19 protein-coding genes, 1 tRNA gene and 1 other RNA gene are annotated in these 25,312 nt (G+C 72.7%); 7 read left to right on the top strand and 14 right to left on the bottom strand.

Annotation, left to right across the window (positions count from 1 at the left end):
* Positions 1–8: 8 nt before the first annotated feature.
* The 9 genes from ACYVGN_RS06285 to ffs form a co-directional block, all read right to left on the bottom strand.
* A complete protein-coding gene (locus tag ACYVGN_RS06285; RefSeq protein WP_460789540.1) occupies positions 9–947 on the bottom strand; it encodes a DMT family transporter in 939 nt (312 codons plus the stop codon).
* Between the two features lie 80 nt (positions 948–1,027).
* Entirely contained in the window at positions 1,028–1,621 is a 594-nt protein-coding gene (recR, locus tag ACYVGN_RS06280) for a recombination mediator RecR (protein ID WP_055993670.1), read from the bottom strand.
* Positions 1,622–1,645: 24 nt separating this feature from the next.
* Positions 1,646–4,135, bottom strand: a complete 2,490-nt coding sequence (locus tag ACYVGN_RS06275) for a DNA polymerase III subunit gamma and tau (RefSeq protein WP_460789538.1) — start codon at positions 4,133–4,135, stop codon at positions 1,646–1,648.
* Between the two features lie 58 nt (positions 4,136–4,193).
* Entirely contained in the window at positions 4,194–5,027 is an 834-nt protein-coding gene (locus ACYVGN_RS06270; protein ID WP_460789536.1) for a sulfurtransferase, read from the bottom strand.
* Positions 5,020–7,557, bottom strand: coding sequence for a glycoside hydrolase family 65 protein (locus tag ACYVGN_RS06265; RefSeq protein ID WP_460789534.1), 2,538 nt, complete (start codon positions 7,555–7,557; stop codon positions 5,020–5,022). The genes ACYVGN_RS06270 and ACYVGN_RS06265 overlap by 8 nt, the downstream gene beginning before the upstream one ends.
* A gap of 124 nt (positions 7,558–7,681) precedes the next feature.
* Positions 7,682–8,428, bottom strand: a complete 747-nt coding sequence (locus ACYVGN_RS06260; protein WP_460789532.1) for an HAD family hydrolase — start codon at positions 8,426–8,428, stop codon at positions 7,682–7,684.
* Between the two features lie 40 nt (positions 8,429–8,468).
* Positions 8,469–9,692, bottom strand: a complete 1,224-nt coding sequence (locus tag ACYVGN_RS06255) for an acetate/propionate family kinase (RefSeq protein WP_460789530.1) — start codon at positions 9,690–9,692, stop codon at positions 8,469–8,471.
* A 154-nt stretch (positions 9,693–9,846) separates the two neighbouring features.
* Positions 9,847–11,955 (bottom strand): phosphate acetyltransferase, encoded by a 2,109-nt coding sequence (pta, locus tag ACYVGN_RS06250; protein WP_460789528.1) that lies wholly within the window; start codon positions 11,953–11,955, stop codon positions 9,847–9,849.
* 257 nt (positions 11,956–12,212) lie between these two features.
* An RNA gene (gene ffs / locus ACYVGN_RS06245) (signal recognition particle sRNA small type) lies at positions 12,213–12,309 on the bottom strand.
* A 49-nt stretch (positions 12,310–12,358) separates the two neighbouring features.
* Between ffs and ACYVGN_RS06240 the strand changes: the two genes are divergently transcribed.
* From ACYVGN_RS06240 to ACYVGN_RS06230, 3 genes are read left to right on the top strand one after another with little or no spacing between them, the layout of a single operon-like run.
* Positions 12,359–13,318, top strand: a complete 960-nt coding sequence (locus tag ACYVGN_RS06240) for an AAA family ATPase (RefSeq protein ID WP_055993876.1) — start codon at positions 12,359–12,361, stop codon at positions 13,316–13,318.
* A gap of 4 nt (positions 13,319–13,322) precedes the next feature.
* Positions 13,323–14,699: a DUF58 domain-containing protein gene (locus ACYVGN_RS06235; RefSeq protein ID WP_460789526.1), complete on the top strand. Its 1,377-nt coding sequence runs from the start codon at positions 13,323–13,325 to the stop codon at positions 14,697–14,699.
* Positions 14,686–16,971: a transglutaminase family protein gene (locus tag ACYVGN_RS06230; protein ID WP_460789525.1), complete on the top strand. Its 2,286-nt coding sequence runs from the start codon at positions 14,686–14,688 to the stop codon at positions 16,969–16,971. Before ACYVGN_RS06235 ends, ACYVGN_RS06230 begins: the two co-directional genes overlap by 14 nt.
* Positions 16,972–17,156: 185 nt before the next feature.
* On the opposite strand, the gene ACYVGN_RS06225 is transcribed toward ACYVGN_RS06230, so the two are convergent.
* A tRNA-Ser gene (locus ACYVGN_RS06225) sits at positions 17,157–17,245 on the bottom strand.
* A gap of 132 nt (positions 17,246–17,377) precedes the next feature.
* On the opposite strand from ACYVGN_RS06225, the gene ACYVGN_RS06220 reads away from it, so the two are divergent.
* Positions 17,378–17,776 (top strand): DUF1622 domain-containing protein, encoded by a 399-nt coding sequence (locus ACYVGN_RS06220; protein ID WP_055993641.1) that lies wholly within the window; start codon positions 17,378–17,380, stop codon positions 17,774–17,776.
* A gap of 14 nt (positions 17,777–17,790) precedes the next feature.
* Here ACYVGN_RS06220 and ACYVGN_RS06215 read toward each other — a convergent pair whose 3' ends face one another.
* The 4 genes from ACYVGN_RS06215 to ACYVGN_RS06200 all read right to left on the bottom strand — a co-directional run bounded on the left by ACYVGN_RS06215 (position 17,791) and on the right by ACYVGN_RS06200 (position 22,195).
* Positions 17,791–19,185 (bottom strand): HNH endonuclease signature motif containing protein, encoded by a 1,395-nt coding sequence (locus ACYVGN_RS06215; protein WP_460789523.1) that lies wholly within the window; start codon positions 19,183–19,185, stop codon positions 17,791–17,793.
* Positions 19,186–19,319: 134 nt separating this feature from the next.
* The gene (locus ACYVGN_RS06210) at positions 19,320–19,808 is read right to left on the bottom strand and encodes a hypothetical protein (RefSeq protein WP_460789521.1); all 489 of its coding nucleotides are present in this window, start codon (positions 19,806–19,808) and stop codon (positions 19,320–19,322) included.
* Between the two features lie 77 nt (positions 19,809–19,885).
* The gene (locus ACYVGN_RS06205; RefSeq protein ID WP_460789519.1) at positions 19,886–21,349 is read right to left on the bottom strand and encodes a protein adenylyltransferase SelO; all 1,464 of its coding nucleotides are present in this window, start codon (positions 21,347–21,349) and stop codon (positions 19,886–19,888) included.
* Between the two features lie 153 nt (positions 21,350–21,502).
* Positions 21,503–22,195, bottom strand: coding sequence for an NUDIX hydrolase (locus ACYVGN_RS06200; RefSeq protein ID WP_460789517.1), 693 nt, complete (start codon positions 22,193–22,195; stop codon positions 21,503–21,505).
* Positions 22,196–22,395: 200 nt separating this feature from the next.
* Between ACYVGN_RS06200 and ACYVGN_RS06195 the strand changes: the two genes are divergently transcribed.
* The 3 genes from ACYVGN_RS06195 to ACYVGN_RS06185 all read left to right on the top strand — a co-directional run bounded on the left by ACYVGN_RS06195 (position 22,396) and on the right by ACYVGN_RS06185 (position 25,245).
* Entirely contained in the window at positions 22,396–23,541 is a 1,146-nt protein-coding gene (locus ACYVGN_RS06195) for an ImmA/IrrE family metallo-endopeptidase (protein ID WP_460789516.1), read from the top strand.
* Entirely contained in the window at positions 23,538–24,032 is a 495-nt protein-coding gene (locus tag ACYVGN_RS06190) for a DUF4411 family protein (protein ID WP_460789514.1), read from the top strand. Before ACYVGN_RS06195 ends, ACYVGN_RS06190 begins: the two co-directional genes overlap by 4 nt.
* Before the next feature lie 310 nt (positions 24,033–24,342).
* Positions 24,343–25,245: an N-6 DNA methylase gene (locus ACYVGN_RS06185; RefSeq protein WP_460789512.1), complete on the top strand. Its 903-nt coding sequence runs from the start codon at positions 24,343–24,345 to the stop codon at positions 25,243–25,245.
* Positions 25,246–25,312: the final 67 nt, after the last annotated feature.

Below are 25,312 nucleotides of genomic sequence, written 5' to 3'. Positions count from 1 at the left end.
GCGAGGGATCAGCGGACCGCGGCCGCGGGCACCTCGACGGCCGGCGCCACCGCGCTCGGCTTCTGGCCGCGCGTGAACACGCCCGCGGCCAGGAGGCAGCCGGCCAGGACGATCGGGAACCCGACGATCAGGCCGAGCGTGAGCGGCTCGCCGCGCACGAGCATCCCGAGCACGATCGCCACGACGGGGTGCAGGTACGTCATGAGCGGCGCTTTGACGGGGCCGACCTCGGCGATCAGGGCGAAGAACGCGATGAACGCCACGGCGGTGCACAGCACGGTCAGGAGCGCCATGCCGGCGAGGCTGCGCGTCGTGGGCGGCTCGGTCGTGGTCACGATGCCGATCGGCAGGTAGACGATGCCCACGGCGGCCATCGACAGCGTGATCACCCCGAGCGACGGCACGTCGGGCAGGTGACGGGCGACGATGAACGGTGCGATCGCGTAGCAGACCGCGACCAGCAGCACCTCGCCGATCGCGAGCAGGCTGATCTCGCCGTCGAGCGCGCCGCTGCCGAGCGCGACCACCGCGACGCCCGCGAAGCCGAGCGCGAGCCCGACCGCGCGCGAGGGACGCAGCGCGCCCCGGTCGCCGCGCGCCACGGCGATCGCCGTCGCGAACAGCGGCACCGTCGCGACGAACAGGCCGGTGAGGCCCGAGGCGAGGGTCTGCTCGGCGTGCGCCAAGAGCACGAACGGACCGGCCATCTCGACCGCGCCGAAGGCGAGCACCCACGGCCAGTGCTTGAGCGCCGGCTTCAGCGCCCCCTGCTTCAGAGCGAACGGCAGCAGCAGGAGCGCAGCGCCGAACGTGCGGATGCCGACCACCGCCGCGGGAGAGAACGTCTCCACCGCCTCGGCGATGAAGAGGTACGGCATGCCCCACACGAGCGCGAGCAGCGCGAACAGGGCCCACCCCTTCGGGGTGAAGTGAGTCGACGATGGCACGGGACGATCCTGGCACGCACCACCGACATCCGGATCGGACGGCGGACCACCTGTCCGTCAACGGATGAAGGTTGGCAGGGTCAGATGGCCCGGCGGCCCTCGAAGGCCCGGCCGAGCGTGACCTCGTCGGCGTACTCCAGGTCGCCGCCCACGGGGAGGCCGGACGCGAGGCGCGACACCGTGATCTGCAGCGTCGTGAGCAGCCGGCTGAGGTAGGTCGCGGTCGCCTCGCCCTCGAGGTTGGGGTTCGTGGCGAGGATGACCTCCTGCACCGTGCCGTCGGCCAGGCGCGACATCAGCTGCTGGATGCGCAGATCGTCGGGGCCCACGCCCGCGATGGGGCTGATCGCGCCGCCGAGCACGTGGTACAGCCCGCGGAACTCGCGCGTGCGCTCGATCGCCGCGACGTCCTTGGCGTCCTCGACCACGCAGATGAGGGCGGGGTTGCGGCGCGGGTCGCGGCAGATCGCGCAGGTCTCCTGCTCCGAGACGTTGCCGCAGATCTCGCAGAACTTCACGCGCTCGCGCACCTCCCGCAGCAGCTCGGACAGGCGCGAGACGTCGAACGTGGGGGTCTGCAGGATGTGGAACGCGATGCGCTGGGCGGACTTCGGGCCGATGCCGGGCAGGCGGCCGAGCTCGTCGATCAGCTCCTGGACGATGCCGTCGTACATGTGGGGGCTCTCTTGCTGGGGCCGCTACTGGAAGCGGGTCGGCGGCTCGTACGGCTCCTCGTGCAGGAACCGCGCCTCGAGGATCTGACGCACGACGGCCTCGCCGTAGCGCTGCACCCCGTCGGTCTGGATGACGCGGCGCTGCACGACGACGCTCGGGGTCTGGATGACCGGCGGCGCGGGGGCGGCGGCCTCCGGCTCGTCGTCGGTCTCGGGCTCGTCGTCCGCGTCCACCGGGACCTCGGTGGGGATGACGTCGCCGTCGCGCTCGAGCGTCGCCACGCGCGCGGCGACCGGCACGGCCGCCTCCTCGGGATCGTCGTCCACCGCGAGCGCCACCGGGGCCTCGCTGTTCGGGATGGGCGCGACCGCCCACTCCGTCACGGGCGCAGCGGCGTACGAGGCCCGCGCGGGCGCGGTGCGCACGGGCTCCGGCTCGCGCGCGGGGCTGACCCGCTCGGGCCGGGCCGCGGCCGGGCGCACCGGCTCCGGGCGCACCGGCTCGGGGCGCGGGGCGGGCTGCCGCGCGGCGGGCGGGGCGTAGGGGTCTTCGCCCGCGTAGGGGTCGCCCGGCTCGTCCGGGTACGGGTAGTCCGGCTCGGGAGGGAGGTCGTCGTACGGCGCGGGCGCCGGCTCCGCGGGGCGTGCGGCCCGGGCCGGGTCGGGGTCGGGCGCCGGCTCGGCGGCGGGGCGGGCGCCGCCGCTGCTCTGCTCGCGAGCGCCCTGGTCGCGCGCCGCGGCGTCGAGGTGCGCGAGGTACTTCACACGCACGCCGAGCACGCCGAGGATCGCGGTGCGGAGGTCCTCGCTCACGCCGCCCTGGGGCGTCCGGGTCTTGAACTTGCCCAGGTCGCCCTCGTTCGGGAAGCCGAGCACGAGCACGTCGTCGGGGCGGACGTCCACGACGCGCGCGCCGCTCACGACGAGCCAGCTGGTGCGACTGATGCCCTGGAGGCGCTCGAGCACCTGCTCCCACGCGGCCGTGATGCCCTCGAGCGTGAGCGGGCCGGACGGGACCGGGGGCTGCGGCTCGGGGGCCGGCGCGGCCGCGGCCGGCGCGGCGGACGCCGGCGCCGTAGCGGGGGCGCTGCCCGGCGCGACGGTGGCCCAGCCAGCGGCGGGCACGTCGTCGGCCGCGGCGGACGGCGCCGGGCGCTCGGCGGGGGCGGGCTGGTCTCGGCTCGCTGCGCTCGCTCGACCCGTTTCGTCTCCGCTCGCTGCGCTCGCTCCGTTCAACGACCGGGGCTCGGCCGGCGCGGGCGCCGCCGGTGCAGCGGCCGGTGCGCCAGCGGGAGCCGGTGCGGTGGCAACCGGGGCCGGAGCGGCGGCGGGCGCAGGCGCGGCAGCGGCAGCCGCCGGAGCAGCGGCGGCAGGAACCGGGGCGGCGCCGGGGGTGGCCGCGGCCGCGGGAGCGAGCGCGCCGGCGAGCACGCGCGCGATCATCAGCTCGAGCTGCAGGCGCGGCGAGGTCGCGCCCGTCATGGCGTCGAGCGCGGCGCTCACGATGTCGGCGGTGCGCGACAGGCGCTCGGCGCCGAGGCGCTGCGCCTGCCCGGTCATCCGCTCGAGCTCGTCGGCGGGGATGCCGCGCAGCACGGCGGACGCGCCGGTGCCGGTCGCGGCGATCACGATCAGGTCGCGCAGGCGCTCGAGCAGGTCGTCGACGAAGCGGCGCGGATCCTGCCCGGTCTGCACCACGCGGTCCACGGCGCCGAACGCGGCCGCGGCGTCGCCGGCGGCGAACGCGTCCACCACGCCGTCGAGCAGCTCGCCGTGCGTGTAGCCGAGCAGCGCCACCGCGCGCTCGTAGCCCACCTGACCGCCCTCGGAGCCCGCGATCAGCTGGTCCAGGATGGAGAGCGTGTCGCGGGGCGATCCGCCGCCCGCGCGCACCACGAGGGGCAGCACGCCGGTGTCGACCTTGACGCCCTCCTGGTCGCACAGCGACTGGACGTAGTCGAGCATCGCCGCCGGGGGCACCAGGCGGAACGGGTAGTGGTGCGTGCGCGACCGGATCGTGCCGATGACCTTGTCGGGCTCGGTCGTCGCGAAGATGAACTTGACGTGCGCCGGGGGCTCCTCGACGAGCTTCAGCAGCGCGTTGAAGCCCTGCGGCGTCACCATGTGCGCCTCGTCGAGGATGAAGATCTTGAACCGGTCGCGGGCCGGGGCGAACACGGCGCGCTCGCGCAGGTCGCGCGCGTCGTCGACGCCGTTGTGGCTCGCGGCGTCGATCTCGACGACGTCGAGCGATCCGCCGCCCGCGCGGGACAGCTCGACGCAGCTGTCGCACGTGCCGCACGGGGTGTCGGTCGGGCCCTCGGCGCAGTTGAGGCAGCGCGCCAGGATGCGCGCCGACGTGGTCTTGCCGCAGCCGCGGGGACCCGAGAACAGGTAGGCGTGCCCGATCCGGTCGCTGCGCAGTGCGGTCATCAGCGGCTCGGTGACCTGCGACTGCCCGATCATCTCCCCGAAGGTCTCGGGCCGGTAGCGGCGATACAGGGCGGTGGTCACGCGAACAGCCTACGGGAGGGGTGGGACATCCGAGCCGGGGCCTCCCCAGGGTGGGAGGCTACGGCTGGTCGCCCGTGGCGACGGGACGGTCCTGGTTCGACCACTGGCTCCACGACCCCGTGTACAGGGCGCCGGGCACGCCCGCCGCGGCGAGCGCGAGCAGGGTGTGCGCGGCCGTGACGCCCGAGCCGCAGTACACGCCGATCGGCGCGGACAGGTCGACGCCGAGCTCCTGGAAGCGGGCCCGGATGGAGCCCGGCTCGAGGAAGCCGCCCGACGCGTCGATGTTGCCGGTGGTGGGCGCCGAGACGGCGCCGGGGATGTGCCCGGCGCGCGGGTCGATCGGCTCCACCTCGCCGCGGTAGCGCTCCGGCGCGCGGGCGTCGAGCAGCGTGCCGACGCGCGGGAACGCCGCGGCCTGGTCGGCCGTCAGCACCGGCAGCGCACCGTAGGCGAGCTCGATGTCGCCGGGCTCGGCGCGCACCTCCCCCGCCTCGAGCGGATGCCCCGCCGCGGTCCAGGCCGACAGGGCGCCGTCGAGCACCCTCACGTCGGCGACGCCCGCGTGCCGCAGCAGCCACCACGCGCGCGCGGCGGCCATCCCGGAGCTGTCGTCGTAGACCACCACGGGCCGGCCGGTGCGGACGCCCCAGGCCCGCGCGGACTCCTGCAGCCGCTCGACGGGCGGCAGCGGGTGGCGTCCCTCGGTCGCGGGCTGCGACGGATCCGCCAGCTCGTGGTGCAGGTCGACGAACACGGCGCCCGGGATGTGCCCGGCCAGGTACGCGGGGCGGCCCGCATCCGGATCCGCGAGGGTCCAGCGCACGTCCAGCAGCGTGACCTCGCCGAGTCGCTCGGCGAGCTCGGCGACCGAGATCAGGACGTCACTCACCGCGCGATCCGACGGTCTCGCCGACGATCGGGATCGCCGACGTGGTGACCGGCACGGACGCCGTGATCGGCACGGTCGGCTCCATCGCGGTGCCGTCCTCGCGACGCATCTCGCTGAACGGCTTGAGCGTGGGACGGCCCGGCAGCACGGGGCCCTGGTCGGCGAGCGGGACGACGGCCGGCTCGTCGACCGACGCGACGTACGCGTGGCCGCGCACCGTGAACGCCACCGGATCGCCCGAGCGCACCGTGACGGTCATCTCCTCGCGGCGCAGCACGACGTCGGCGACGGCGCCCTGCCACTGCAGCGTGTAGGCCAGCTCGGGCCACTCCTCGGGCAGGCGCGGGTCGAACGACAGCTCGCCCAGGTGGTCGCGCATGCCGCCGAAGCCGCTGACGAGCGCGGTCCACACGCCGCCCGCCGAGGCGACGTGCACGCCGTCGGCCGCGTTGTGATGCAGGTCGCCGAGGTCGACGAAGATCGCCTCCTCGAAGTACTCGTGCGCCAGGTCCTGGTACCCGACCTCGGCGGCGAGGATCGACTGCACGACCGCCGACAGGGTCGAGTCGCCCGTGGTCAGCGGGTCGTAGTAGTCGAAGTCGGCGCGCTTCTCCTCGGGCGAGAAGTGGTTGCCCTGCAGGAACAGCGCAAGCACGACGTCCGCCTGCTTGAGCACCTGGAAGCGGTAGATCACGAGCGGGTGGAAGTGCAGCAGCAGCGGCCGCTGCTCGGCCGGGGTGTGCTCCAGGTCCCAGACCTCGCGCTCGAGGAACAGCGAGTCCTGCGGGTGGATGCCGAAGTTCTCGCTGTAGGGGATGTGCATGGCGTCGGCCGCGCGCTCCCACGCCTCGGGCTCGCTGGCGTCCAGCGCGACGCGGTCGGACAGCAGGCGGAAGGCGCCCGGGTTGGTCTCGGCCATCTCGCGCACGACGCGCGCGGCGGCGCGCAGGTTGAACCGCGCCATCACGTTCGTGAACAGGTTGTCGTTGACGACGGTCGTGTACTCGTCCGGGCCGGTCACGCCGTGGATGTGGAACGACTCGACGCCGTCGTGCGAGCGCCAGAACCCGAGCGTGGCCCACAGGCGCGCGGTCTCGACGAGCACGTCGGCGCCCTCGCGCTCCATGAAGTCGTGGTCGCCCGTGGCGCGCACGTACTTGACGAGCGCATACGCGACGTCCGCATTGATGTGGTACTGCGCGGTGCCGGCGGCGTAGTAGGCGGATGCCTCCTCGCCGTTGATCGTGCGCCACGGGAACAGGGCCCCCGCCTCGTTCAGCTGCGCGGCGCGGCGGCGCGCGGCGGGAAGCATCATGGTGCGCATCCGCATGGCGTTCCGCGCCCAGAGCGGGTTCGTGTACGCCAGGAACGGCAGCACGTAGATCTCGGTGTCCCAGAAGTAGTGGCCCGAGTAGCCCGAGCCCGTGACGCCCTTGGCGGGGACGCCGAAGCCGTCCGCGCGGGCCGCGGCCTGCGCGAGCTGGAACAGGCACCACCGGGTCGCCTGCTGCAGGCTGTCCTGCGCGGCGATCCGGACATCCGACGTGGACCAGAACGCGTCCATCCAGGCGCGCTGGCGACGGTAGACGTCCTCGGCGCCCGACACGGCGATCCGGTCGAGCGTGCGGCGGCAGCGCTCGACGAGCTCGCGCGGGGGCACGCCGCGCGACGTGTGGTAGCTGACGACCTTGGTGATCGTGATCGGCACGCCCGCCTTGGCGCGCACGCGGAACACGAGCTTGGCGATGTCGGGCTCGACCAGGTGCCGCATGTCGTACTCGTTGGCGGTGTCGATCGAGTGGTCGGCCGCGACCGCGATCGTCATGCCCGACTCGGTGACGCGGTACGACAGCGCCGAGCGCAGCTCGTCCGTCCAGTACTCCTGCGGCTGCAGCACCCGCTCGCTGATCTTCTCGCTCTTGCGCGGGTCGAACGTCGCGCCGCGGCCGGCGGCTTTCGCGGCCGCCATCGACGGCGTGCCGCCGTAGACGTTCTCGCCGTCCTGGCGGTTGACGATCTGCGAGCTGATGGTCACGGGCGCGTCGGTGTCGAGCACTGTGACGGTCATCCGCATGACGGCGACGTGGCGCTCCTCGAACGAGACGACGCGGTCGTCCTCGATCAGCACGTCCTTGCCCGACGGCGTGCGCCACAGCAGCCGTCGGCGGTACACGCCCTCGCGCATGTCGAGCACGCGCTCGTACTCGCGCATCTCGGCGATGTCGAGCGACAGCGGCTCGTCGTCGACGTACACGCGCATGACCTTGGCGTCGGGCGCGTTGATGATGGTCTGGCCGACCTCGGCGAAGCCGTAGGCCTGCTCCGCGTGACGGATGGGCCAGGTCTCGTGGAAGCCGTTGATGAAGGTGCCGTGCTCGTGCGCGTGGCGGCCCTCGGGGTGGTTTCCGCGCAGGCCGAGGTAGCCGTTGCCGACCGAGAAGATGGTCTCGGTCACGCCCGCGTCGTCGCCCGAGTAGCGCGTTTCGATCAGGCGCCAGGGGTCGACGGGAAAGCGGTCGCGGTCGATCATTCGGGCTCCGTGTGGGGTCGGGATGTGGGGAAAGCGGGAAACGGGGACGGAACAGGATCGCACGGGATCGCCGGGAACCGCCACAGAGTCGGGCGGTATTCCGCGGCGCAGCGCTTTTCGGGTGTCAGCGGGAGGTCGCGTCGTGCGCGTCGGCGAACTCGGCGAGGTCGGAGACGATCACGTGCGCGCCGGCGTTCTCGAGCGCGTGCGCGCCCGCCCCGCGGTCGACGCCGACGACCAGCCCGAACCCGCCGGCGAACGCGGACTGCACGCCCGAGATGGCGTCCTCGACCGCGGCGGTGCGCGCCGGGTCGACGCCGGCCATCTCCGCGGCACGGAGGAAGACGTCGGGCGCGGGCTTGGACGGCAGGTGCTCGCGCTCGGCGACGACGCCGTCCATCACGACCGGGAAGCGGTCGCGGATGCCCGCGGCCGCGAGCACGTCCTCGGCGTTCTTCGAGCTGGACACGACGGCGGACGGGACGCCGGCCGCGTCGAGGATGTCGAGCAGGCGCATGGTGCCGGGGTACGGCTGGATGCCCTCCTCGCGCAGCACGCGCGAGAACACGATGTTCTTGCGGTTGCCGATGCCGCACACGGTGTCGGCCTCCGGCGGGTCGGACGGGTCGCCCCACGGCACCTCGACGTCGCGGCTGCGCAGGATGGACGCGACGCCGTCGTACCGCTTCTTGCCGTCGAGATGGTCGAAGTAGTCGGTGTCGGTGTACGGCGGCGTGATGTCCCAGTCCGCGAACAGCTGCTCGAACATCGCGCGCCAGGCGTGCATGTGCACCTCGGCGGTCGGCGTGATGACGCCGTCGAGGTCGAACAGCACGGCGTCGTAGGCGGTCAGGTCGGGCAGGCTGCTCACGCCGCCCAGCGTAGTCCCACGCACCGGGCCGACGGCAGGGTCAGACGGCCGCCAGGGTCTGGCGCGCGATCTCGAGCTCCTCGTCCGTGGGGACCACCAGCACGGTCACGGCGGAGTCGTCGGTCGAGATGACGCGCGGGCCGCGCTCGCGCGCCTGGTTGCGCTCGGGGTCGATCTCCAGCCCCAGGAAGCCGAGCGTCTCGAGGGCCGCCGCGCGGATGGCTGCGTCGTTCTCCCCGACGCCGGCCGTGAACGAGATCACGTCGACCCCGCCGAGCTGCGCGATGTAGGCGCCCGCGTACGCCCGGAGGCGGTGGATGTACACGTCGAACGCGAGCTGCGCGGCCTCGTCGCCCTCGGCGCGGCGGGCGGCGAGATCCCGCATGTCGGTCACGCCGGCCAGCCCCAGGATGCCGCTGCGCTTGTTGAGGAGGCGGTCCAGGTCGTCGGTCGACATCGACGCGCGCCGCGCCAGGTGCAGCAGCACGGCGGGGTCGAGGTCGCCCGACCGGGTGCCCATCACGAGCCCCTCGAGCGGGGTCAGGCCCATGGACGTCTCGACCGACCGGCCGCCGTCGACCGCCGTGACGGACGCGCCGTTGCCGAGGTGGAAGACGATCTGCTTCAGGCTCGCGAGGTCGCGCCCGAGGAACTCGGCGGCCTTGGCGCTGACGTACTGGTGGCTGGTGCCGTGGAAGCCGTACCGGCGGATCCGGTGCTTCGCGGCGACCTCGCGGTCGATCGCGTAGGTGTAGGCCGCGGGCGGCAGCGTCTGGTGGAACGCGGTGTCGAACACCGCGACGTGCGGGATGCCGGCGAACGCCGCGCGCGCGGCGCGGATGCCCTGCAGCGCGCCCGGGTTGTGCAGCGGCGCGAGCACCGACAGGTCGTCGATGTTGATCTCGACCAGGTCGGTGATCACGGTCGCCTCGAAGAACCGCGCGCCGCCGTGCACCACGCGGTGCCCGACCGCGACCGGCGGGTGCTCGTCGAGCGAAGGGCCGTGCTGCGCGAACGCGTCGAGCATGGCCGCGAAGCCCGCCGTGTGATCCGGGATGGGGCGCTCGATCCGGTGCGTCGCGTCGAGGACGGCGGGCGCGGGCTCCCCCGGCTCGGCGTGGAAGTGCACCGTGTGGGTCGCGACGCCGGTGGGCTCGCCGATCCGCTCCACGAGCCCGGAGGCGAGCACCTGCTCGCGCGCCATGTTGAGCAGCTGGTACTTGAACGACGACGACCCGCTGTTGACGACCAGCACGATGCTCATGCGCGGCTCCTCACGATTTCCCGGTCGTTGTCCATCCCGTGCTCGTTGAGCGAGGGAGCGAAGCGACCGAGTCGAAACGTCACGAAGCTCCCCATGGCACTCACCACCCCCCGGTCGTTGAGCGGAGTGAGCGCCAGCGAACGGAGTCGAAACGTCACGAAGCGCTCCCCTGCGCCTGGATCGCGGTGATCGCGACCGTGTTGACGATGTCCTGCACGAGCGCGCCGCGCGACAGGTCGTTGATCGGCTTGTTGAGGCCCTGCAGCACGGGCCCGATCGCGACGGCGCCCGCCGAGCGCTGCACGGCCTTGTACGTGTTGTTTCCGGTGTTGAGGTCGGGGAACACGAACACCGTGGCCCGCCCGGCGACCGCGGACTGCGGCAGCTTGGCCTTCGCGACCGCCGCGTCGGCGGCGGCGTCGTACTGGATGGGGCCCTCGATCGGCAGCTCGGGCGCGCGCTCGCGGGCCAGCTGGGTCGCGAGGCGCACCTTGTCGACGTCCGCGCCCGATCCGGACTCGCCGGTCGAGTAAGACAGCATCGCGACGCGCGGCTCGATCCCGAACTGCGCGGCCGTGGCGGCCGACGAGATCGCGATGTCGGCGAGCTGCTCGGACGTCGGGTCGGGGATCACGGCGCAGTCGCCGTAGACCAGCACGCGGTCGGCGAGCGCCATCAGGAAGACGCTCGAGACGACCGACACCCCCGGCTTGGTCTTGATGATCTCGAACGCCGGGCGGATCGTGTGCGCGGTCGTGTGGGCGGCACCCGACACCATGCCGTCGGCCAGGCCCAGGTGCACCATCATCGTGCCGAAGTACGACACGTCCGTGACGGTGTCGGCGGCCTTCTCGTACGTGACGCCCTTGTGCGCGCGCAGCCGCGCGTACTCGGTGGCGAAGCGCTCGACGAGCTCCGGGTCGAACGGGCTGACCAGGTGCGCGTCGCCCAGGTCGAGGCCCAGCTCGGTCGCGCGGGCGGCGATCGCGCCGGGGTCGCCGAGGATGGTCAGCTCGGCCACCTCGCGCTTGAGCAGCGACGCGGCCGCGCGCAGCACGCGGTCGTCGCCGCCCTCCGGCAGCACGATGTGGCGGCGGTCGGCGCGGGCGCGCTCGAGCAGGCCGTACTCGAACATCAGGGGCGTCACGACGGTCGCACGGGCGACGCCCAGCACGCGCGTGAGCTCGGCGATGTCGACGTGCTTCTCGAACAGCGCGAGGGCCGTGTCGTAGCGCCGGCCGGATCCGGTCGCGCGCCCGCGCGTCGACATCACGCGCACCGCGGTGTCGTACGTGCCGAGGTCGGTGGTCACGATCGGCAGGGTGGATCCGAGGCCGTCGATCAGGCGCAGCACGTCGTCCGGGATCGGGAACGGCCCGTTCAGGATGATGCCCGCCAGCGACGGGAACGTGCCCGACTGGTTCGCGAGCAGCGCCGCGACCAGCACCTCGGTGCGGTCGGCGGGGATGACCACGACCGCGCTCTCGGCGAGGCGCGGCAGCACGTTGACCATCGACATGCCGGCGATCACGACGCCCAGCGCCTCGCGCGTGAGCAGCTGGTCGTCCCCCTTCAGCAGGGTGCCGTCGACCGCCCGCAGGATGTCCGCCATGGAGGGCGCCACGAGCAGGCGGTCCTCGGGCAGGGCCCAGACCGGCCCGGCGCCCACGGCCTGCGCCACCTGGGCGACGATGTCGTCGAGGTGCTCGGGGTCGGCACGGTTGACCACCGTGGCGGCGAGCTCGGCGCGACCGCGCCGCAGCTCGGGGATCGCCAGGCGCGCGATCTGCGCCATCTCCTCGGGCGTGCGCGGAGTCGTGGTGCCGAGCTGCTCGGCCTGCCCCTGGTGCGCGCGGCCGCCCAGCACGAGCAGGACCGGCGTGCCGAGATTCGCGGCGACGCGGGCGTTGTAGGCGAGCTCGGCGGGGCTGCCGACGTCGGTGTAGTCGGTTCCGACCACGACCACAGCGTCGCACTGCGCCTCGACGGCCTTGAACCGCCCGACGATCGTGGCGAGCGCGGCATCCGGATCGGCGCGCACGTCGTCGTACGTGACGCCCACGCACTCGTCGTAGTCGAGGTCGACGCCGTCGTGACCGAGCAGCATCTCGAGCACGTAGTCGCGCTCGGCGGTCGACCGCGCGATGGGCCGGAACACCCCCACCCTCGGCGTCGCCCGGCTGAGCGCGTCGAGCACGCCCAGCGCCACGGTGGACTTGCCGGAGTGCCCCTCCGCGGAGGTGATGTAGATGCTCCTCGCCACGCGCCCAGCCTATGCGCGCATCCATCGTGGAGGCGGGGCTTGACCCCGAGCAGGTTCAGCGACCGAGCGCCAGCTCCCCCTGTGCTGGTTGAGCGACCGAGCGCCAGCGAGGGAGTCGAAACCCCCAAACCGCCACCGGCCCCACCCCCGAGCACCGAGCACCGAGCAGCGAGCAGCGAGCAGCGAGCACCGACCATCCACATCGACAGTCGTGCGAGCGAAGCGGGCGCCCGAACACGTGAGACCGCCCCTGAAAAAGTAAAGACTCTCCGCGTACCCGACAGAGCCCGGTTACCCTTGCTACGTTTCCGTCCTGGGGGAGTTGGCCTGGATGTCGCCACGCGGAGAGCTGGCCCCAGTCTAACTGAATCCCCGAACCGAGGAGTCGCCGGTGACCGAGCCCATGTCCCCCGAGCGGTTCCAGCACGCGACGGACGGGATCATCCGATCCGTGTCCTCGGTGATCGACGGGAAGCCGCAGGCCGTGCGCAGCGCGCTCGTGGCGCTGCTGGCCGAGGGGCACCTGCTGATCGAGGACGTGCCGGGCGTCGGCAAGACGGTGCTGGCGCGGGCGCTGGCGGCGTCGATCCAGGCGCGGGTGCGGCGCATCCAGTTCACTCCCGATCTGCTCCCGAGCGACGTGACGGGCGTGTCGGTGTTCAACCCGGCGTCGCGGGAGTTCTCGTTCACGCCGGGCGCGGTGTTCGCGAACATCGTGATCGCCGATGAGATCAACCGCTCCTCCCCCAAGACGCAGTCGGCGCTGCTGGAGGCGATGGAGGAGCGTCAGGTCACGGTCGACGGCACGTCGCACCGGCTGCCGGATCCGTTCCTCGTGGTCGCGACCCAGAATCCGCTCGAGATGGAGGGCACCTATCCCCTGCCCGAGGCGCAGCGCGACCGGTTCATCCTGCGCATCTCGATGGGGTACCCCGACGCGGCGGCGGAGGCGCTGATGCTGCGCCAGCGCGACACCGAGAACCCGCTCGCGGCGGTGCGGCCGGTGGTCACGGTCGAGGAGGTCAGCGAGCTGATCCGCTTCGCGCGCGCGGTGCATGTCGCGCCTGTGATGGAGGAGTACGCCGTGGCCCTCGCGCAGGCGACGCGCGTGCACCCCGACCTGCGCCTGGGCGCGAGCCCGCGTGCCACGCTGCAGCTGGTGCGGGCCGCGAAGGTGTGGGCGGCGCTCGACGGGCGCGACTTCGTGATCCCCGACGACGTCACGGCGCTGCTCGAGCCGGTGCTCGCGCATCGCCTCATCCCCACGCGGAGCGCCGCCGGCGTGCACCGCGCCAGCGACCCGGTGCCGCAGATCCTGGAGCGGATCGCGGGATCGGTGCGCGTGCCTCTGGCCGTGCGGTGACGCGATGTCCGGCCGGTCGTCCTCGCGCTCGCGGGGCGGCGCCGCGCCCCGCGCGGGCGCACCTGCGTCGGGCGCCCGCGCGCTGAGCCGCGCGCCGCTGACCGCCCGCGGGCTCGCCGCCGTGCTCCTGGGCGTCGGGCTGCTGGTCGCGGCCAACACGCTGGGGCGGATCGAGCTGGCGGTGTTCGGCCTGACGCTGCTGCTGCTCACGGCCGCGGCGTTCGTGACGCTGCGCCTCGCGGGACGGGTGACGGATGTGGAGCGCACGCTGTCGACGGACGTCGCGAGCGTCGGCGGCATCTCCCAGGTGCGCGCGGTGCTCGTGCTGTCGGCGCGGCCCGTGCCGGGCGGGCGCTGGCACGACGCGCTGCCGCCGGCCCTGCGCGCGGTCGTGACGGAGGACGAGCCGAACGGCCCGATCGGCGATCTGCCGCCCGGCGGGCGCGGCGTGCTGCCGGTGTCCTATGCCGTGATGGGCATGAAGCGCGGGCGGCACGCGATCGGCCCGCTCGAGACGGTGGCGATCGACCCCTTCGGGCTCGCCCGGCGCCGTGCGAGCGCGGGCGGGCGGACGCCCGTGACGATCGTGCCCGCGGTCGTGCCGCTGCGCGCACTGCCCGGCGCGCCGGGAGCGACCGGCGGCGCGCAGGCGACCACCGACCGGCACGGGCAGGGCGCGGACAACCTCATCCCGCGGCCGTACGCGCCCGGCGACTCGATGCGGCGCATCCACTGGCGCGCGTCGGCGCACCACGGCTCGTTCATGGTGCGCGAGGAGGAGCGCGAGACCACCCCGCGCGCGATCGTGGTGTTCGACCGCGGCGCCCGGCGGTGGAGCCCGGATGCCGCGCGCGGCGACGACGAGGGATTCGAGGCGGCCGTGACGCTCGTGGTGTCGGCGACCTGGAGCCTGGTGCGCGACGGGTATGCCGTCGAGGTGATGGACAGCGACGGCGTGCCCATCTCGCTCGTCGAGACGCAGGACGACCGGCGCGAGCTGCTCGTCACGTTCGCCTCCGTCGGCCCGCGCGGCGACGACACGCTCGACCGCCTGCCCACCGGCATCGGCAACTGGGCGTCGGCGCCCGTGATCCTCGTGACGGGTCGCCTCACGGGCGAGGACGTCGCCGGGCTCGCGCCGGTCGCGACGCAGGCGTCGCGCGCGGTGCTGCTGAGCGTGGACCCGCGGGGCGACGCGCTCGAGCGGGCGGCCCGGCAGGGGTGGCACGCCGCGCGGCTCGGGACCGACATCGAGGCGGGCTGGCTCGCGGCCACCCGGCCCGACGACGACACGCCCGCGTTCGGGTCCCGCGCGTTCGCGGCGGACGCGTTCGACCTCCGCCCGGACTCCGGATCGGGGGCCGGCCGTGGCCGTCGCTGAGGCCCCGCACCGCACCGCTCCCCCGCCCGCCGGGCACGGCCCGTGGACGCACCCGCTCGATCCGACGCCGCCGGCGCGGGTGCTGCGCGGCGACCTGTCGATGACGCTCGGCGCGGGCGTCGGCACGATCGCGGCCATGCTGCCGATCGGGCGCCTCCTCGTTCCCACGTGGCTGTGGGGCGCCATCCTGCTGATCGCCGTCGTGCTGCTCACGGGGTGGCTGCTGCGTCGCGTCGGGGTGCCCCGGGTTCTGGCCGCGATCGCCGAGCTGCTGGCGTGGGTGCTGGGCGCGACGTACACGCTGCGGCACGACGAGGCCGTGCTGGGGGTGATCCCGACCGTCGACCTGGTGCGCGACCTGCCGCGCCTGTTCTCCGACGTGAGCGTCGAGATCGTCGAGGGCGTCGCCCCCATGGAGCCGAGCCGGGCGCTCAGCTGGGTGCTGATCGCGGCCGGCGGCCTGCTCGCATTCTTCGTCGGGCATATCGTGCGCGCCACGCGCCTGCCGCTGCTGGCGGCGATCGTGCTGATCACGGTGTTCGTGATCCCGCAGCTGGCCGTGCCGGGCGATCCCGACCTGGTCGCGGCGGTCATCCTGACGGCGGCGATCCTGTGGCTCGCCCGCGCCGAGCTGCGCGCGCGGCGGCCCGGCATGGAGGCGGGCCCGGTGGCCTCGATGTGGGCGGCGGTGCTGGGCGTCGGCTCGCTCGTCGCGGCGGCGATCCTCGCGCCGTCCGTGCCGCTGGGCACCCCCATCGGCGGCGGCGTGGGCCGCACCGCGACGATCTCGGCATCGCTCGACCTGGGCGACGACCTGCGCCGACCCGCGGACGTCGAGGTGCTGCGGCTGAGCACCGACGCCACCGGCGGGGCGCCGTACCTGCGGGTCGCGACGCTGACGGCGTTCAACGGGCGGACGTGGCAGCCGGACGGCGCGGGCCGCAACGAGCTGTCGTTCGGCCCGGTGGAGTCGACTGCGGAGGCGGTCGAGGCCACAACGACGATCGAGATCACGCGCCTGACGAGCGAGTACCTGCCCGTGCCGTATCCGGCGGTGGAGGTCAGGGGCGCGGTGGGGGCGTGGTCGGCGAACCCGTTCAACCGCACCGTCCGCAGCGACTCGACGACGTCACTCGGGCAGTCGTACGTCGTCCGCACGCAGGTGCCGCAGCCGACCCGCGAGCAGGCGCAGGCGGCCGTGCCCGCGACGGGCGGCGGCGCGTTCTGGCACGCGCTGGACGACGGGATGGCGCAGGAGTCGCTCCTGCTGCCGGATGGCGCCGCCGAGCTGGTCGCGCCGATCGCGCGCGAGGTGACCGCCGGCTCGGGCAGCGCCTACGACGCGCTGGTCGCGATGCAGGCCTGGTTCCGGGGCGGCGAGTTCCGGTACTCGCTCGAGGCGCCGGTCGAGGAGGGCTTCGACGGCTCAGGGATGGACGCGATCCAGGGGTTCCTGGACGTCCGCAGCGGGTACTGCGTGCACTTCGCGTCGACGTTCGCGGTGATGGCGCGCTCGCTCGGCATCCCGGCGCGCGTGGTGGTGGGCTTCCTGCCGGGCGTCGCGACCGACCAGCAGATCGACGGCCAGACGGTGTATTCGGTGCTCGGCTCGCAGCTGCACGCGTGGCCCGAGGCGTACCTGGACGGCATCGGATGGGTGCCGTTCGAGCCGACCGCGACGCTCGGCACCCCGACGCTGCTGCGCTCCGAGGCGGCGCCGAGCGCGGGCCCGTCGGCGGCCCCGACCGATCCGTCCGCGCCGACGCCCACGCCGTCCGCGTCGCGCGACCTGGACCGTGGTGACATCGAGGGCGGCGGCACGCAGGCGACGGGCTTCGACGTGTGGGCGCTGGTGCGCGGTCTCGGCGTCGCGCTGGGGCTGCTCGTGCTGCTGGCCGCGCCGGCCGTGGTGCGGGCGGTGCGGTGGAGCGTGCGCCTCGCGGCCGCGCGCCGCGGTGACGCGGTGGCCGCCTGGCGCGAGCTGCAGGATGTCGCGATCGACGCGGGCATCGCGGTCGACGAGAGCGACTCACCGCGCGCGTTCGCGGATCTGCTGTCGACCAAGCACGGGGTGCCGCCCTCGGCGCTGGCGCCGCTGGTGTCCGGCATCGAGCGCGCGAGCTTCGCGCGCGACGGCGCCCCGCCGGCGCCGGGCCTGGCGCGCGCCCTCTCGCAGACCCGCGTCGCGCTCCTGCCCGCCGGCCGCGAGCGGCTGCGGGCCTCGATCATCCCGCGCTCGCTGCTCGTGCGCCCCCGCGTCCAGGGTCACTGACGCTCCGCTGTCGTCGAGCGGAGCGAGCGCCACCCCGCCCCGGTCGTTGAGCGGAGCGAGCGCCACCCCGCCCCCGGTCGTTGAGCGGAGCGAGCGCCAGCGAGCGGAGTCGAAACGGCCCAAGCCTCGCCGCGGCTCCCGGCGACGAAGAAGCCCCGCACCGAGATCGGTGCGGGGCTTCGGAGCGGAAGCGACAGGATTTGAACCTGCGAGACGAGTTACCCCGCCTACATGGATTCCAGCCATGCTCCTTCGGCCGCTCGGACACGCTTCCAAAGGGCGACTTTATCACGCGGCCCTGGGCCCGAAGCCGACGGCCCCCTTACTCCACGCCCCGTCCCTCGGTCGAGGCCCGCGCGAGGGCGCCGCGTCGCTCCTACGCTGGGCGCGACGAGGAGGCGACACCATGGACTTCCAGGAGATCATCGAGACCGTCGGCAAGGCGGTGGATGCCGCGGGCGTGGTCGCGATCGTGCTCGGCGCGCTGGCCGCCACGGCGTCCGCGACCCGGCGCCTGTTCCGCCGCGAGCCGGATGTCTACGACCGGTACCGACGGTTCCTCGGCCGCTCCATCCTGCTCGGCCTGGAGCTGCTCGTCGCCGCGGACATCATCCGCACGGTCGCGCTCGAGCCGACGCTCGACAACATCGCGGTGCTGGCGATCATCGTCGTGATCCGGACGTTCCTCAGCTGGTCCCTCGAGCTCGAGATCTCGGGCCGCTGGCCCTGGCAGAAGCGCACCGCGGAGCTCGACGACCCTGCGACCGCCGCCGACGAGCGCGCCGAGCGCCGCCCCGCCGACTGACGGCCCGCCCTGCGTCAGGCGGCGCGCGGTGGCGGATCCCAGAGCCACCGCAGCGGTGATCTGGAATGCAGCGGAACCGGTTCCCCGCCGGGCGGATGCAGGACGAACGGCCCGCCCCGATCACGCGTGATCCGGTGCCCGTGGTGGTGCAGGTTCATGTGATGGAACCTGCACAGCAGGATGCCCCGGTCGATGTCGGTGCGCCCGGCGTGGGCGGCCCATTCGTCGATGTGGTGGGCTTCGCAGTAGGAGGCGGGCATGCCGCAGCCGCGCCACATGCATCCGCCGTCGCGGACGGCGAGGGCGATGCGCTGTTTCGGGGTGAACAGCCGCTGTTCCCGGCCGACATCGAGCGGGTTCCCGCACGCGTCGACGGTCACGGGGGTGTACCCGGTGTTGCAGATGGCCTGCTCGATCGCGGGGGCGGGCAGGGAGTGCCCGCCGTCCTCGGTGTGGCCGCCGGAGACGCGACCGTCCTCGACCACCGTCACCAGCCGCACCCCGGGCTGGCGCGTCCCGAACACGGTCTCGGCGTCGGCGAGCGCGCCGGCGCGGAGCACGTCCATGAGCAGGTCGTACTCGAGCTGCTCGTTCGAGCGCGGGTCGTCCGCCAGCGCCTGCGCCTTCGCGGCCTCTTCGGAGTCCACGAACCGGGGTCCGCCCCGGCGGGGCCGCATCGCCGCGTCCCTCACCGCCGTGACCAACGCGGCGCCGTCGTCGTCGAAGTCGATGTGCGCGTGGAGACCGCCGTCGGCGTCCCGCCACATCCGCAGGCTCCGCTTCTCATGCCGCGCCAGGTACCGGGCCTCCGCGCCCTCTGCGTCGAGCTGATCCCGCACCGCCCGCGCCGCCGCGCCCAGGTCCTCCACGGTGTACTCGCCCGCCACGCCGGCGAGCTGCTCGCACGCGACCCGCCACGCCTCGTCGGCACCCTCCGGTGGCCGCCCGAGCCCGCGGCTGATCGCATCCATCTGCGCCGACGTCAGAGCCCCGTCCAGCAGCGCCCGATCCAGCGGCGCATGCCACGGCGCCTCCATCGGCGGAACGTCCGCATCCAGCTCCGCGGCAACCTCTTCGGACTGCGCCGTCTCCAGCAGCGACTGCCCCAGCCGCACCTGCCGCGCCGCCTCCCCACGCGAGGTCCCGGCCACCTCCTGCACGAACGCGACGGCATTGCGGTGACCGCGCTCCTGCGCCAACCCGCCCTGCCCTGCGTCCCGAGACGAACGCGCAGCGACCACCCCGACACCCATCAACCGGCTCCGCTCACCGATCTGCACCAGCTCGGTCGCCGCCTCCACCAGCGCCACCACATCCTCGTCCGACATCCCGAGCACGACCGACGCGTCGCCCGGCGCGGCGGCCGCCGCAGCGGTCACCGCTGCCCGGAACTCATCGAGGAACGTCATACCCCGATCATCCTCCGGGCCACCGACATCCAGACCCCGGAACCCCAGGTCCACCCCCAAAACCAGGAAATCGGTGGATAACTCCCCGAACCGGCTTCCTGTGGACGAGCGTCGGACGCCCGAACCGCCCCGCGTCAGCCGCAGGTGTCGCAGACGCCGGTGCGCGGCAGCACCATGAAGCACGTGGGACAGACCGCCTCGGCGCGCTCGGGGACCGCCGAGGGGCGCGGCGTCGCCGCCACCCGCGAACCGGGGAACCGGCGCGACGCCGGCTGCGCGGCGCGCGGCCGCGTCTCGGGGTGCGTGACTCCCCACGCGCCCTGGAATCGCCGGCTCGGCCAGCGCTCGATGTCGCCGGCCAGGCGCACGGCGTCGCTCTCGTTGCGGAACCCGTTCGTGTAGCCCGCGTGCACCTCGAGCGCGGGACCGCTGCGGCGCTCGAGCTTGAAGTAGGTGCGGAATCCGACGATGCCGGCGACATCCGCGCTCTCGACGATGCGGCGCACGAGCGCCTGGTTCGCGGCGGGCGTGCCATAGCGCTGGAACGCCTCGTCGAGGGTCTCGAACCGGTGCGCGCGCCCCTCCTTGCCGGCGTTGACGGCGACCTCGGGCGATGCAGACATGGTGGGCTCCCTTCCCCACGGTCGACGCTACCCGCGCGGCGCGACCCCGGCGACCACACCGGCGGACGCCGCCGGGCTCACGTGCCGCAGAACGTCCGGTACGGCCCGAACGAGTCCGGCGCCGGCTCGCCGAAGCGCTCGAGCCCGACCCGCTCCTCGAACGGCCGCGCCAGCGCCGACATCAGCCGCTCGAGCGGCCCGAGGTCATCCGCCGTGGCCGCGGCGAGCGCCTCCTCGACCAGGTGGTTCCGCGGGATGTAGACGGGGTTGACGGCGTCCATCGCGTCGGCGTCCGGCTCGAGCGCCGTCCAGCGCGCCAGCCACGCGTCGAAGGCCGCGAGGTCGAGCACCACGCCCCGCGCCTGCTCGGGGCGCCCGCGCGCGGCATCCGAGAGCCGCCGGAAGAACGACGTGCAGTCCACCCGACTCTGCCGCATGAGCGCGCTCAGATCGTTGATCACCTCGGCGGCGACCGCCCCGTCCACCGCCTCGGGCAGCCCCAGCTTCGCGCGGAAGCCCGCGGCGAGCGCGGGCCCGTACTGCTCCCGGAACGCGCCCAGCGCATCCTGCGCCATCTCCACGGCGCGCTCGGGATCGTCGTCGAACAGCGGCAGCAGCGCCTCGGCGAAGCGCGCGAGGTTCCACTCGGCGATGAGCGGCTGGTTGCCGTACGCGTAACGCCCGTTCACGTCGATCGAGCTGTAGACCGCGCCCGGGTCGAACGCGTCGATGAACGCGCACGGCCCGTAGTCGATCGTCTCGCCCGAGATCGTCATGTTGTCGGTGTTCATGACGCCGTGCACGAATCCGACGAGCATCCACCGCGCGATCAGCGATGCCTGCGCCGAGACCACCGCCCCGTACAGGGCGAGCGCCTGGTTGTCGGCATCCGCCAGCTCCGGATGATGGCGCCGGATCGCGTGATCGACGAGCCGCCGCAGCAGCTCGGTATCGCGCATCGCGGCCGCGTACTGGAAGCTCCCGACGCGCAGGTGGCTGCTCGCGACGCGGGTGAGCAGCGCGCCGGGCAGCGCCGTCTCGCGGTACACCGTCTGGCCCGTGGCGATCACGGCGAGCGAGCGCGTGGTGGGGATGCCGAGCGCGTGCATGGCCTCGCTCACGATGTACTCGCGCAGCATCGGCCCGAGCGCCGCGAGCCCGTCGCCCGCGCGCGCGAACGGCGTGGGCCCCGAGCCCTTCAGGTGGATGTCGCGCAGCCGGCCCGCGGTGTCGGTCACCTCGCCGAGCAGCAGCGCCCGACCGTCGCCGAGGCGCGGCGAGTACCCGCCGAACTGGTGGCCGGCGTATCCCTGCGCGACGGGCGTCGCGCCCTCCGGAACCAGGTTGCCCGTCAGGATGCGCACGCCGTCGGGGCTGCGCAGGATGTCCGGATCCAGCCCCAGCTCGGCAGCCAGCGGCTCGTTCAGCACCAGCAGCCGCGCATCCGGGAACTCCTCGGCCTGCCACGGGATCGCCAGCTCGGGCAGCTCCCGGGCGAAGCGGTTCCCCAGCGAGATCGCGGCATCCAGTCCGACGCTCATGCGCCCACGCTAACCCCGCCGATCGCGCACGAGGGCCGCCCCACCCGTGCACTGGTTGAGCGAGCTCCTTCCCCTGTGCTGGTTGGGCGAGCTCCCCTATGTGCTGGTTGAGCGAGCGAAGCGAGTCGAAACCCCTGAAGCCCCCCCGCGCCCCTAATACCCCTCCAACGGCACAACCCGCTCCCGATCCCACGGCTCGGTCCATCCGAGCCGCTCGAACAGCGCATCCAGCACCATCGCCGTGAACCCCCACACGAGATGCGTCCCACCCTCGCCCGACACGGTGAACGCGGGCCCGCGCCACTCGCGCCCGTCGCGCCGGATGACCGTCACCCCGCGGTTCGCCGGATCCAGCAGGTCGGCCACCGGCGCCCGGAACACCGCGGACGACTCCCCCTCGTCCATCACGCGAACGGGCGACGGATCCCGCCACCACGCGAGCACGGGCGTCACGAGGTGCCGCGAGAAGGCGATCGGCACCGCCGGCAGCGCGCCCAGCACCTCGACACCAGAGGGATCGAGCCCCGTCTCCTCGCGCGCCTCACGCAGCGCCGCGGCGACCGTATCGGCGTCCCCGTCGTCTACGCGCCCACCCGGAAACGCGACCTGCCCCGGATGCGACCGCAGCGTCGCCGCCCGCGACAGCAGCAGCACATCGAGGTCCCGCGACACCGCCGCATCGTGCGCGACGCGCTCGCTCGGCGTCCGATCGAGCACCCCGAACAGGATGAGCACCGCTGCCGACCGCGGATCCTCCGCCGCCGGCAGCTCGAGCAGCCGCGCGTCCCCGCCGCGGGCGAGCGCCGCGAGCTCCTCCCGCGCGCTCCGCGTCGCCCGATCCGTCATCCGGTCCTCCCCGAACGACGCTACCGGCGCCCACCGACACCGGGGCCCGACGGCGTGCGGATGAGCGGGCGCAACGCGCGAGAATTCGGCCGCTCGTCCACACGGCACAATTGACGCACAGCCGGCACTCAAGCACGCCGGATCGGGACGGTAACCGTACGCTTCACATATCTGCACGCCCACTGCCAGGGAGGACGCCGATGAGTGCACACGTCGCGATCGCACCCAGCGTCCTGCGATGGGCCGAGGCGTACTCCCAGCGCGATCACGTGGCGTTCCTCCATCGGTTCCCTCAGTGGGATGACTGGGCCGCCGGGCGGCGCTCGCCGACCATCCGTCAGGTCGAGCAGATCGCGAGCTTCTCGCATCTGCCGTTCGGGATCTTCTTCCTGGCCGAGCCGCCGGAGTTGCAACTTCCGATCCCCGACTACCGCCTCGGCACGGGTGGTGACGCCCGCACTCCGAGCCCCGAGCTGCGCGAGGTGATCGACGAGAGCGCCTTCCGCCAGGACTGGTACCGCGACTACGCGACACGGGAGGGCCTCGCACCGCCGCGGCTGCCTGGTCTCACGCGGCTGTCAGTTCTGGCGGAGGAGATCCGCGACGCGCTCGACTTCGCTGTCTCCAGGAGAGCCGGCCTCACGCGCGATCAGGTGCGCCGACGGCTAAAGCGGTCGGTCGAGGAACTCGGTGTGCTAGTGACGTTCGCGGGCACGATCACGAACAATACTCAGCGCACGCTGAGCCGCGAGGAGTTCCGCGGCTTCACCCTCTACGATCGTGTCGCTCCCCTCATCTTCGTCAACACCCACGACGACACGAAGACGGGCCACATCTTCACGCTGATCCATGAGCTGGGGCACGTACTTCGGCGCGAGAGCGCGCTCGACGAGCCGAGCCCCCGTCACGATGGCGCCGATGCTGAGGGCTGGTGCAACCGGCTCGCCGCCGAGGTGCTCGTTCCCGCGGAGGACCTGCGCCAGGTGTACCGAGGCGACGCTGATCTGTACAGCGAGCTCGATCGTCTCGCAGGCCGCTACGTCGCCAGCACTCCGACGATCCTGCTGCAGTTGCGCGCGATCGGCGCAGTCCCACGTGACGGCTTCGACGAGGTCTACCGTCGTGTGGAAGAGCGAGCACGGGCCGCCGCGAAGCTGAACGACGCCTCGGCGGATGGCGGCAACTACTACGCCAACCTTCCGTACCGCGTCGGGGAGCGCTTGTCGCGCGCGGTGATCACCGACGCCCGATCGGGGACGACGAGCTTGACCGATGCCATGCGCCTCCTCGGACTGTCGAGCACCTCCAAGATCGACAGGTATGCACACGAGGTGCTTCACCTGTGACGTACCTCCTCGACGCGAACGTCTTCATCGACGCCAAGAACCGGTACTACGGCTTCGACATCGCGCCCGGCTTCTGGCATTGGCTGCAGGACGCGCAGGAGGAGCACGACATCGCGTCGACGACGGCCGTCCGGGCGGAGCTGTTCCGACAGGAGGATCAGCTCACCGAATGGGCGCGGACCCTGCCGCCGTCGTTCTGGCTGGAGGAGTCCGCTGCTGATCTGCACGCCCTTCAGCGGGTCACCGCCTGGACGATGGATCCCTCGAGCCGCTTCCAGCAGAATGCGCGCACGGACTTCCTGGCCGCGGCCGATTACCGGCTCGTGTCGCTCGCGCTATCGGGCCAGCACACGATCGTGACTCACGAGATCAAGAACCCCGACCGGAAGAATCGCATCAAGATACCTGACGTCTGTGCCGAGCTGAACGTGGAATGTTGCGGACCGTTCGACCTCTTCGGGCGCCTGAAGTTGAAGCTCGTCATCGGTTGAGCGCGCCCGACCCGACTGCCACTTCAGCGCCGTGCCTGTAGGCGATCGCCGCAGGGTCTCGTTCGCCTGCCGTCAGACCCCGACCCCACCGCTTGAGTTACGAAGGCGCTCGGCGAACTCGACGCAACACTTGCTGCTGCCAATGCTCACTCCGCACGCATCGCGCCGAGCGCGAAGCCGCGATATCCAACGTCCTTGACCCCGTCCGTCAGGCCGGCTGACCCCTCGACAGAATGGTTCACATGACAAGCCCAGAGCAGCACAAGACGCTGCAGCAGTTCGCCCGCACGATCGCGGGAGGTGCGTGCTGATGGCGCGCGTCGCGAAGGCCAAGCCGACCAAGACCCTCGAACAGACCCTCTGGGAGGCCGCCGACAAGCTGCGCGGCAACCAGGAGCCGAGCGAGTACAAGCACGTCGTGCTCGGCCTCGTGTTCCTGAAGTACATCTCGGACCGGTTCACGGAGCGCCGGATCGCGCTCGAGGCCGAACTGGCCGCGGATGGGCTCGATGCGGACGCGATCGCCGACTTCCTCGAGGATCGTGACGAGTACACGTCGCAGAACGTGTTCTGGGTGCCCGAGACAGCGCGGTGGGAGCACGTGCTCGTCCGTGCGAAGCTGCCCTCGATCGGGCAGGACATCGACAAGGCGATGGACGCGATCGAGAAGGAGAACGCCAGCGTGCGGGGCGTGCTGCCGCGCAACTATGGGCGTGACGGGCTCGACAAGAAGCGTCTCGGCGAGCTCGTCGACCTCATCGGGTCGATCGGGTTCACCAGCACCGACGACCACGGTGCCGACGACGTGCTTGGGCGCGTGTACGAGTACTTCCTCGGCCAGTTCGCTGGCAAGGAGACTGGCAAGGACGCTGGTGCGTTCTACACGCCTCGCAGCGTCGTCAAGACGCTCGTCGAGATGCTCGAGCCCTACAGCGGCCGGGTCTACGACCCCGCCTGTGGGTCGGGTGGCATGTTCGTGCAGTCGGCCGAGTTCGTGAAGGCCCACGGTGGCAAGCGGTCGGATATCTCCGTGTACGGGCAGGAGTTCACTGACACCACGTGGAAGCTCGCGAAGATGAACCTCGCGCTGCGTGGCATCGAGGCCGACCTTGGCGAGAAGTCCGAGGACTCGTTCGTCAACGACCTTCACCCCGACCTGCGCGCCGACTATGTGATCGCGAACCCGCCGTTTAACGTTTCCGACTGGTGGTGAGCCGCCCCCTTCATTCGGTCCGGACGTTCTGTGAGTCGTCGGTTTCCATTTGATGGGTGCACTGTCG

The organism is Microbacterium lacusdiani, assembly GCF_054779895.1.
This window is presented reverse-complemented; position numbering and strand designations above follow the sequence as displayed.

Coding starts and splice junctions, on each gene's coding strand:
- ACYVGN_RS06255 (WP_460789530.1), bottom strand. CDS start 9,692: ATGAGCATCGTGCTGGTCGTCAACAGCGGGTCGTCGTCGTTCAAGTAC.
- recR (WP_055993670.1), bottom strand. CDS start 1,621: ATGTACGACGGCATCGTCCAGGAGCTGATCGACGAGCTCGGCCGCCTG.
- ACYVGN_RS06235 (WP_460789526.1), top strand. CDS start 13,323: ATGTCCGGCCGGTCGTCCTCGCGCTCGCGGGGCGGCGCCGCGCCCCGC.
- ACYVGN_RS06200 (WP_460789517.1), bottom strand. CDS start 22,195: ATGACGGATCGGGCGACGCGGAGCGCGCGGGAGGAGCTCGCGGCGCTC.
- ACYVGN_RS06215 (WP_460789523.1), bottom strand. CDS start 19,185: ATGACGTTCCTCGATGAGTTCCGGGCAGCGGTGACCGCTGCGGCGGCC.
- ACYVGN_RS06240 (WP_055993876.1), top strand. CDS start 12,359: ATGTCCCCCGAGCGGTTCCAGCACGCGACGGACGGGATCATCCGATCC.
- ACYVGN_RS06195 (WP_460789516.1), top strand. CDS start 22,396: ATGAGTGCACACGTCGCGATCGCACCCAGCGTCCTGCGATGGGCCGAG.
- ACYVGN_RS06220 (WP_055993641.1), top strand. CDS start 17,378: ATGGACTTCCAGGAGATCATCGAGACCGTCGGCAAGGCGGTGGATGCC.
- ACYVGN_RS06205 (WP_460789519.1), bottom strand. CDS start 21,349: ATGAGCGTCGGACTGGATGCCGCGATCTCGCTGGGGAACCGCTTCGCC.
- ACYVGN_RS06210 (WP_460789521.1), bottom strand. CDS start 19,808: ATGTCTGCATCGCCCGAGGTCGCCGTCAACGCCGGCAAGGAGGGGCGC.
- ACYVGN_RS06265 (WP_460789534.1), bottom strand. CDS start 7,557: ATGATCGACCGCGACCGCTTTCCCGTCGACCCCTGGCGCCTGATCGAA.
- ACYVGN_RS06185 (WP_460789512.1), top strand. CDS start 24,343: ATGGCGCGCGTCGCGAAGGCCAAGCCGACCAAGACCCTCGAACAGACC.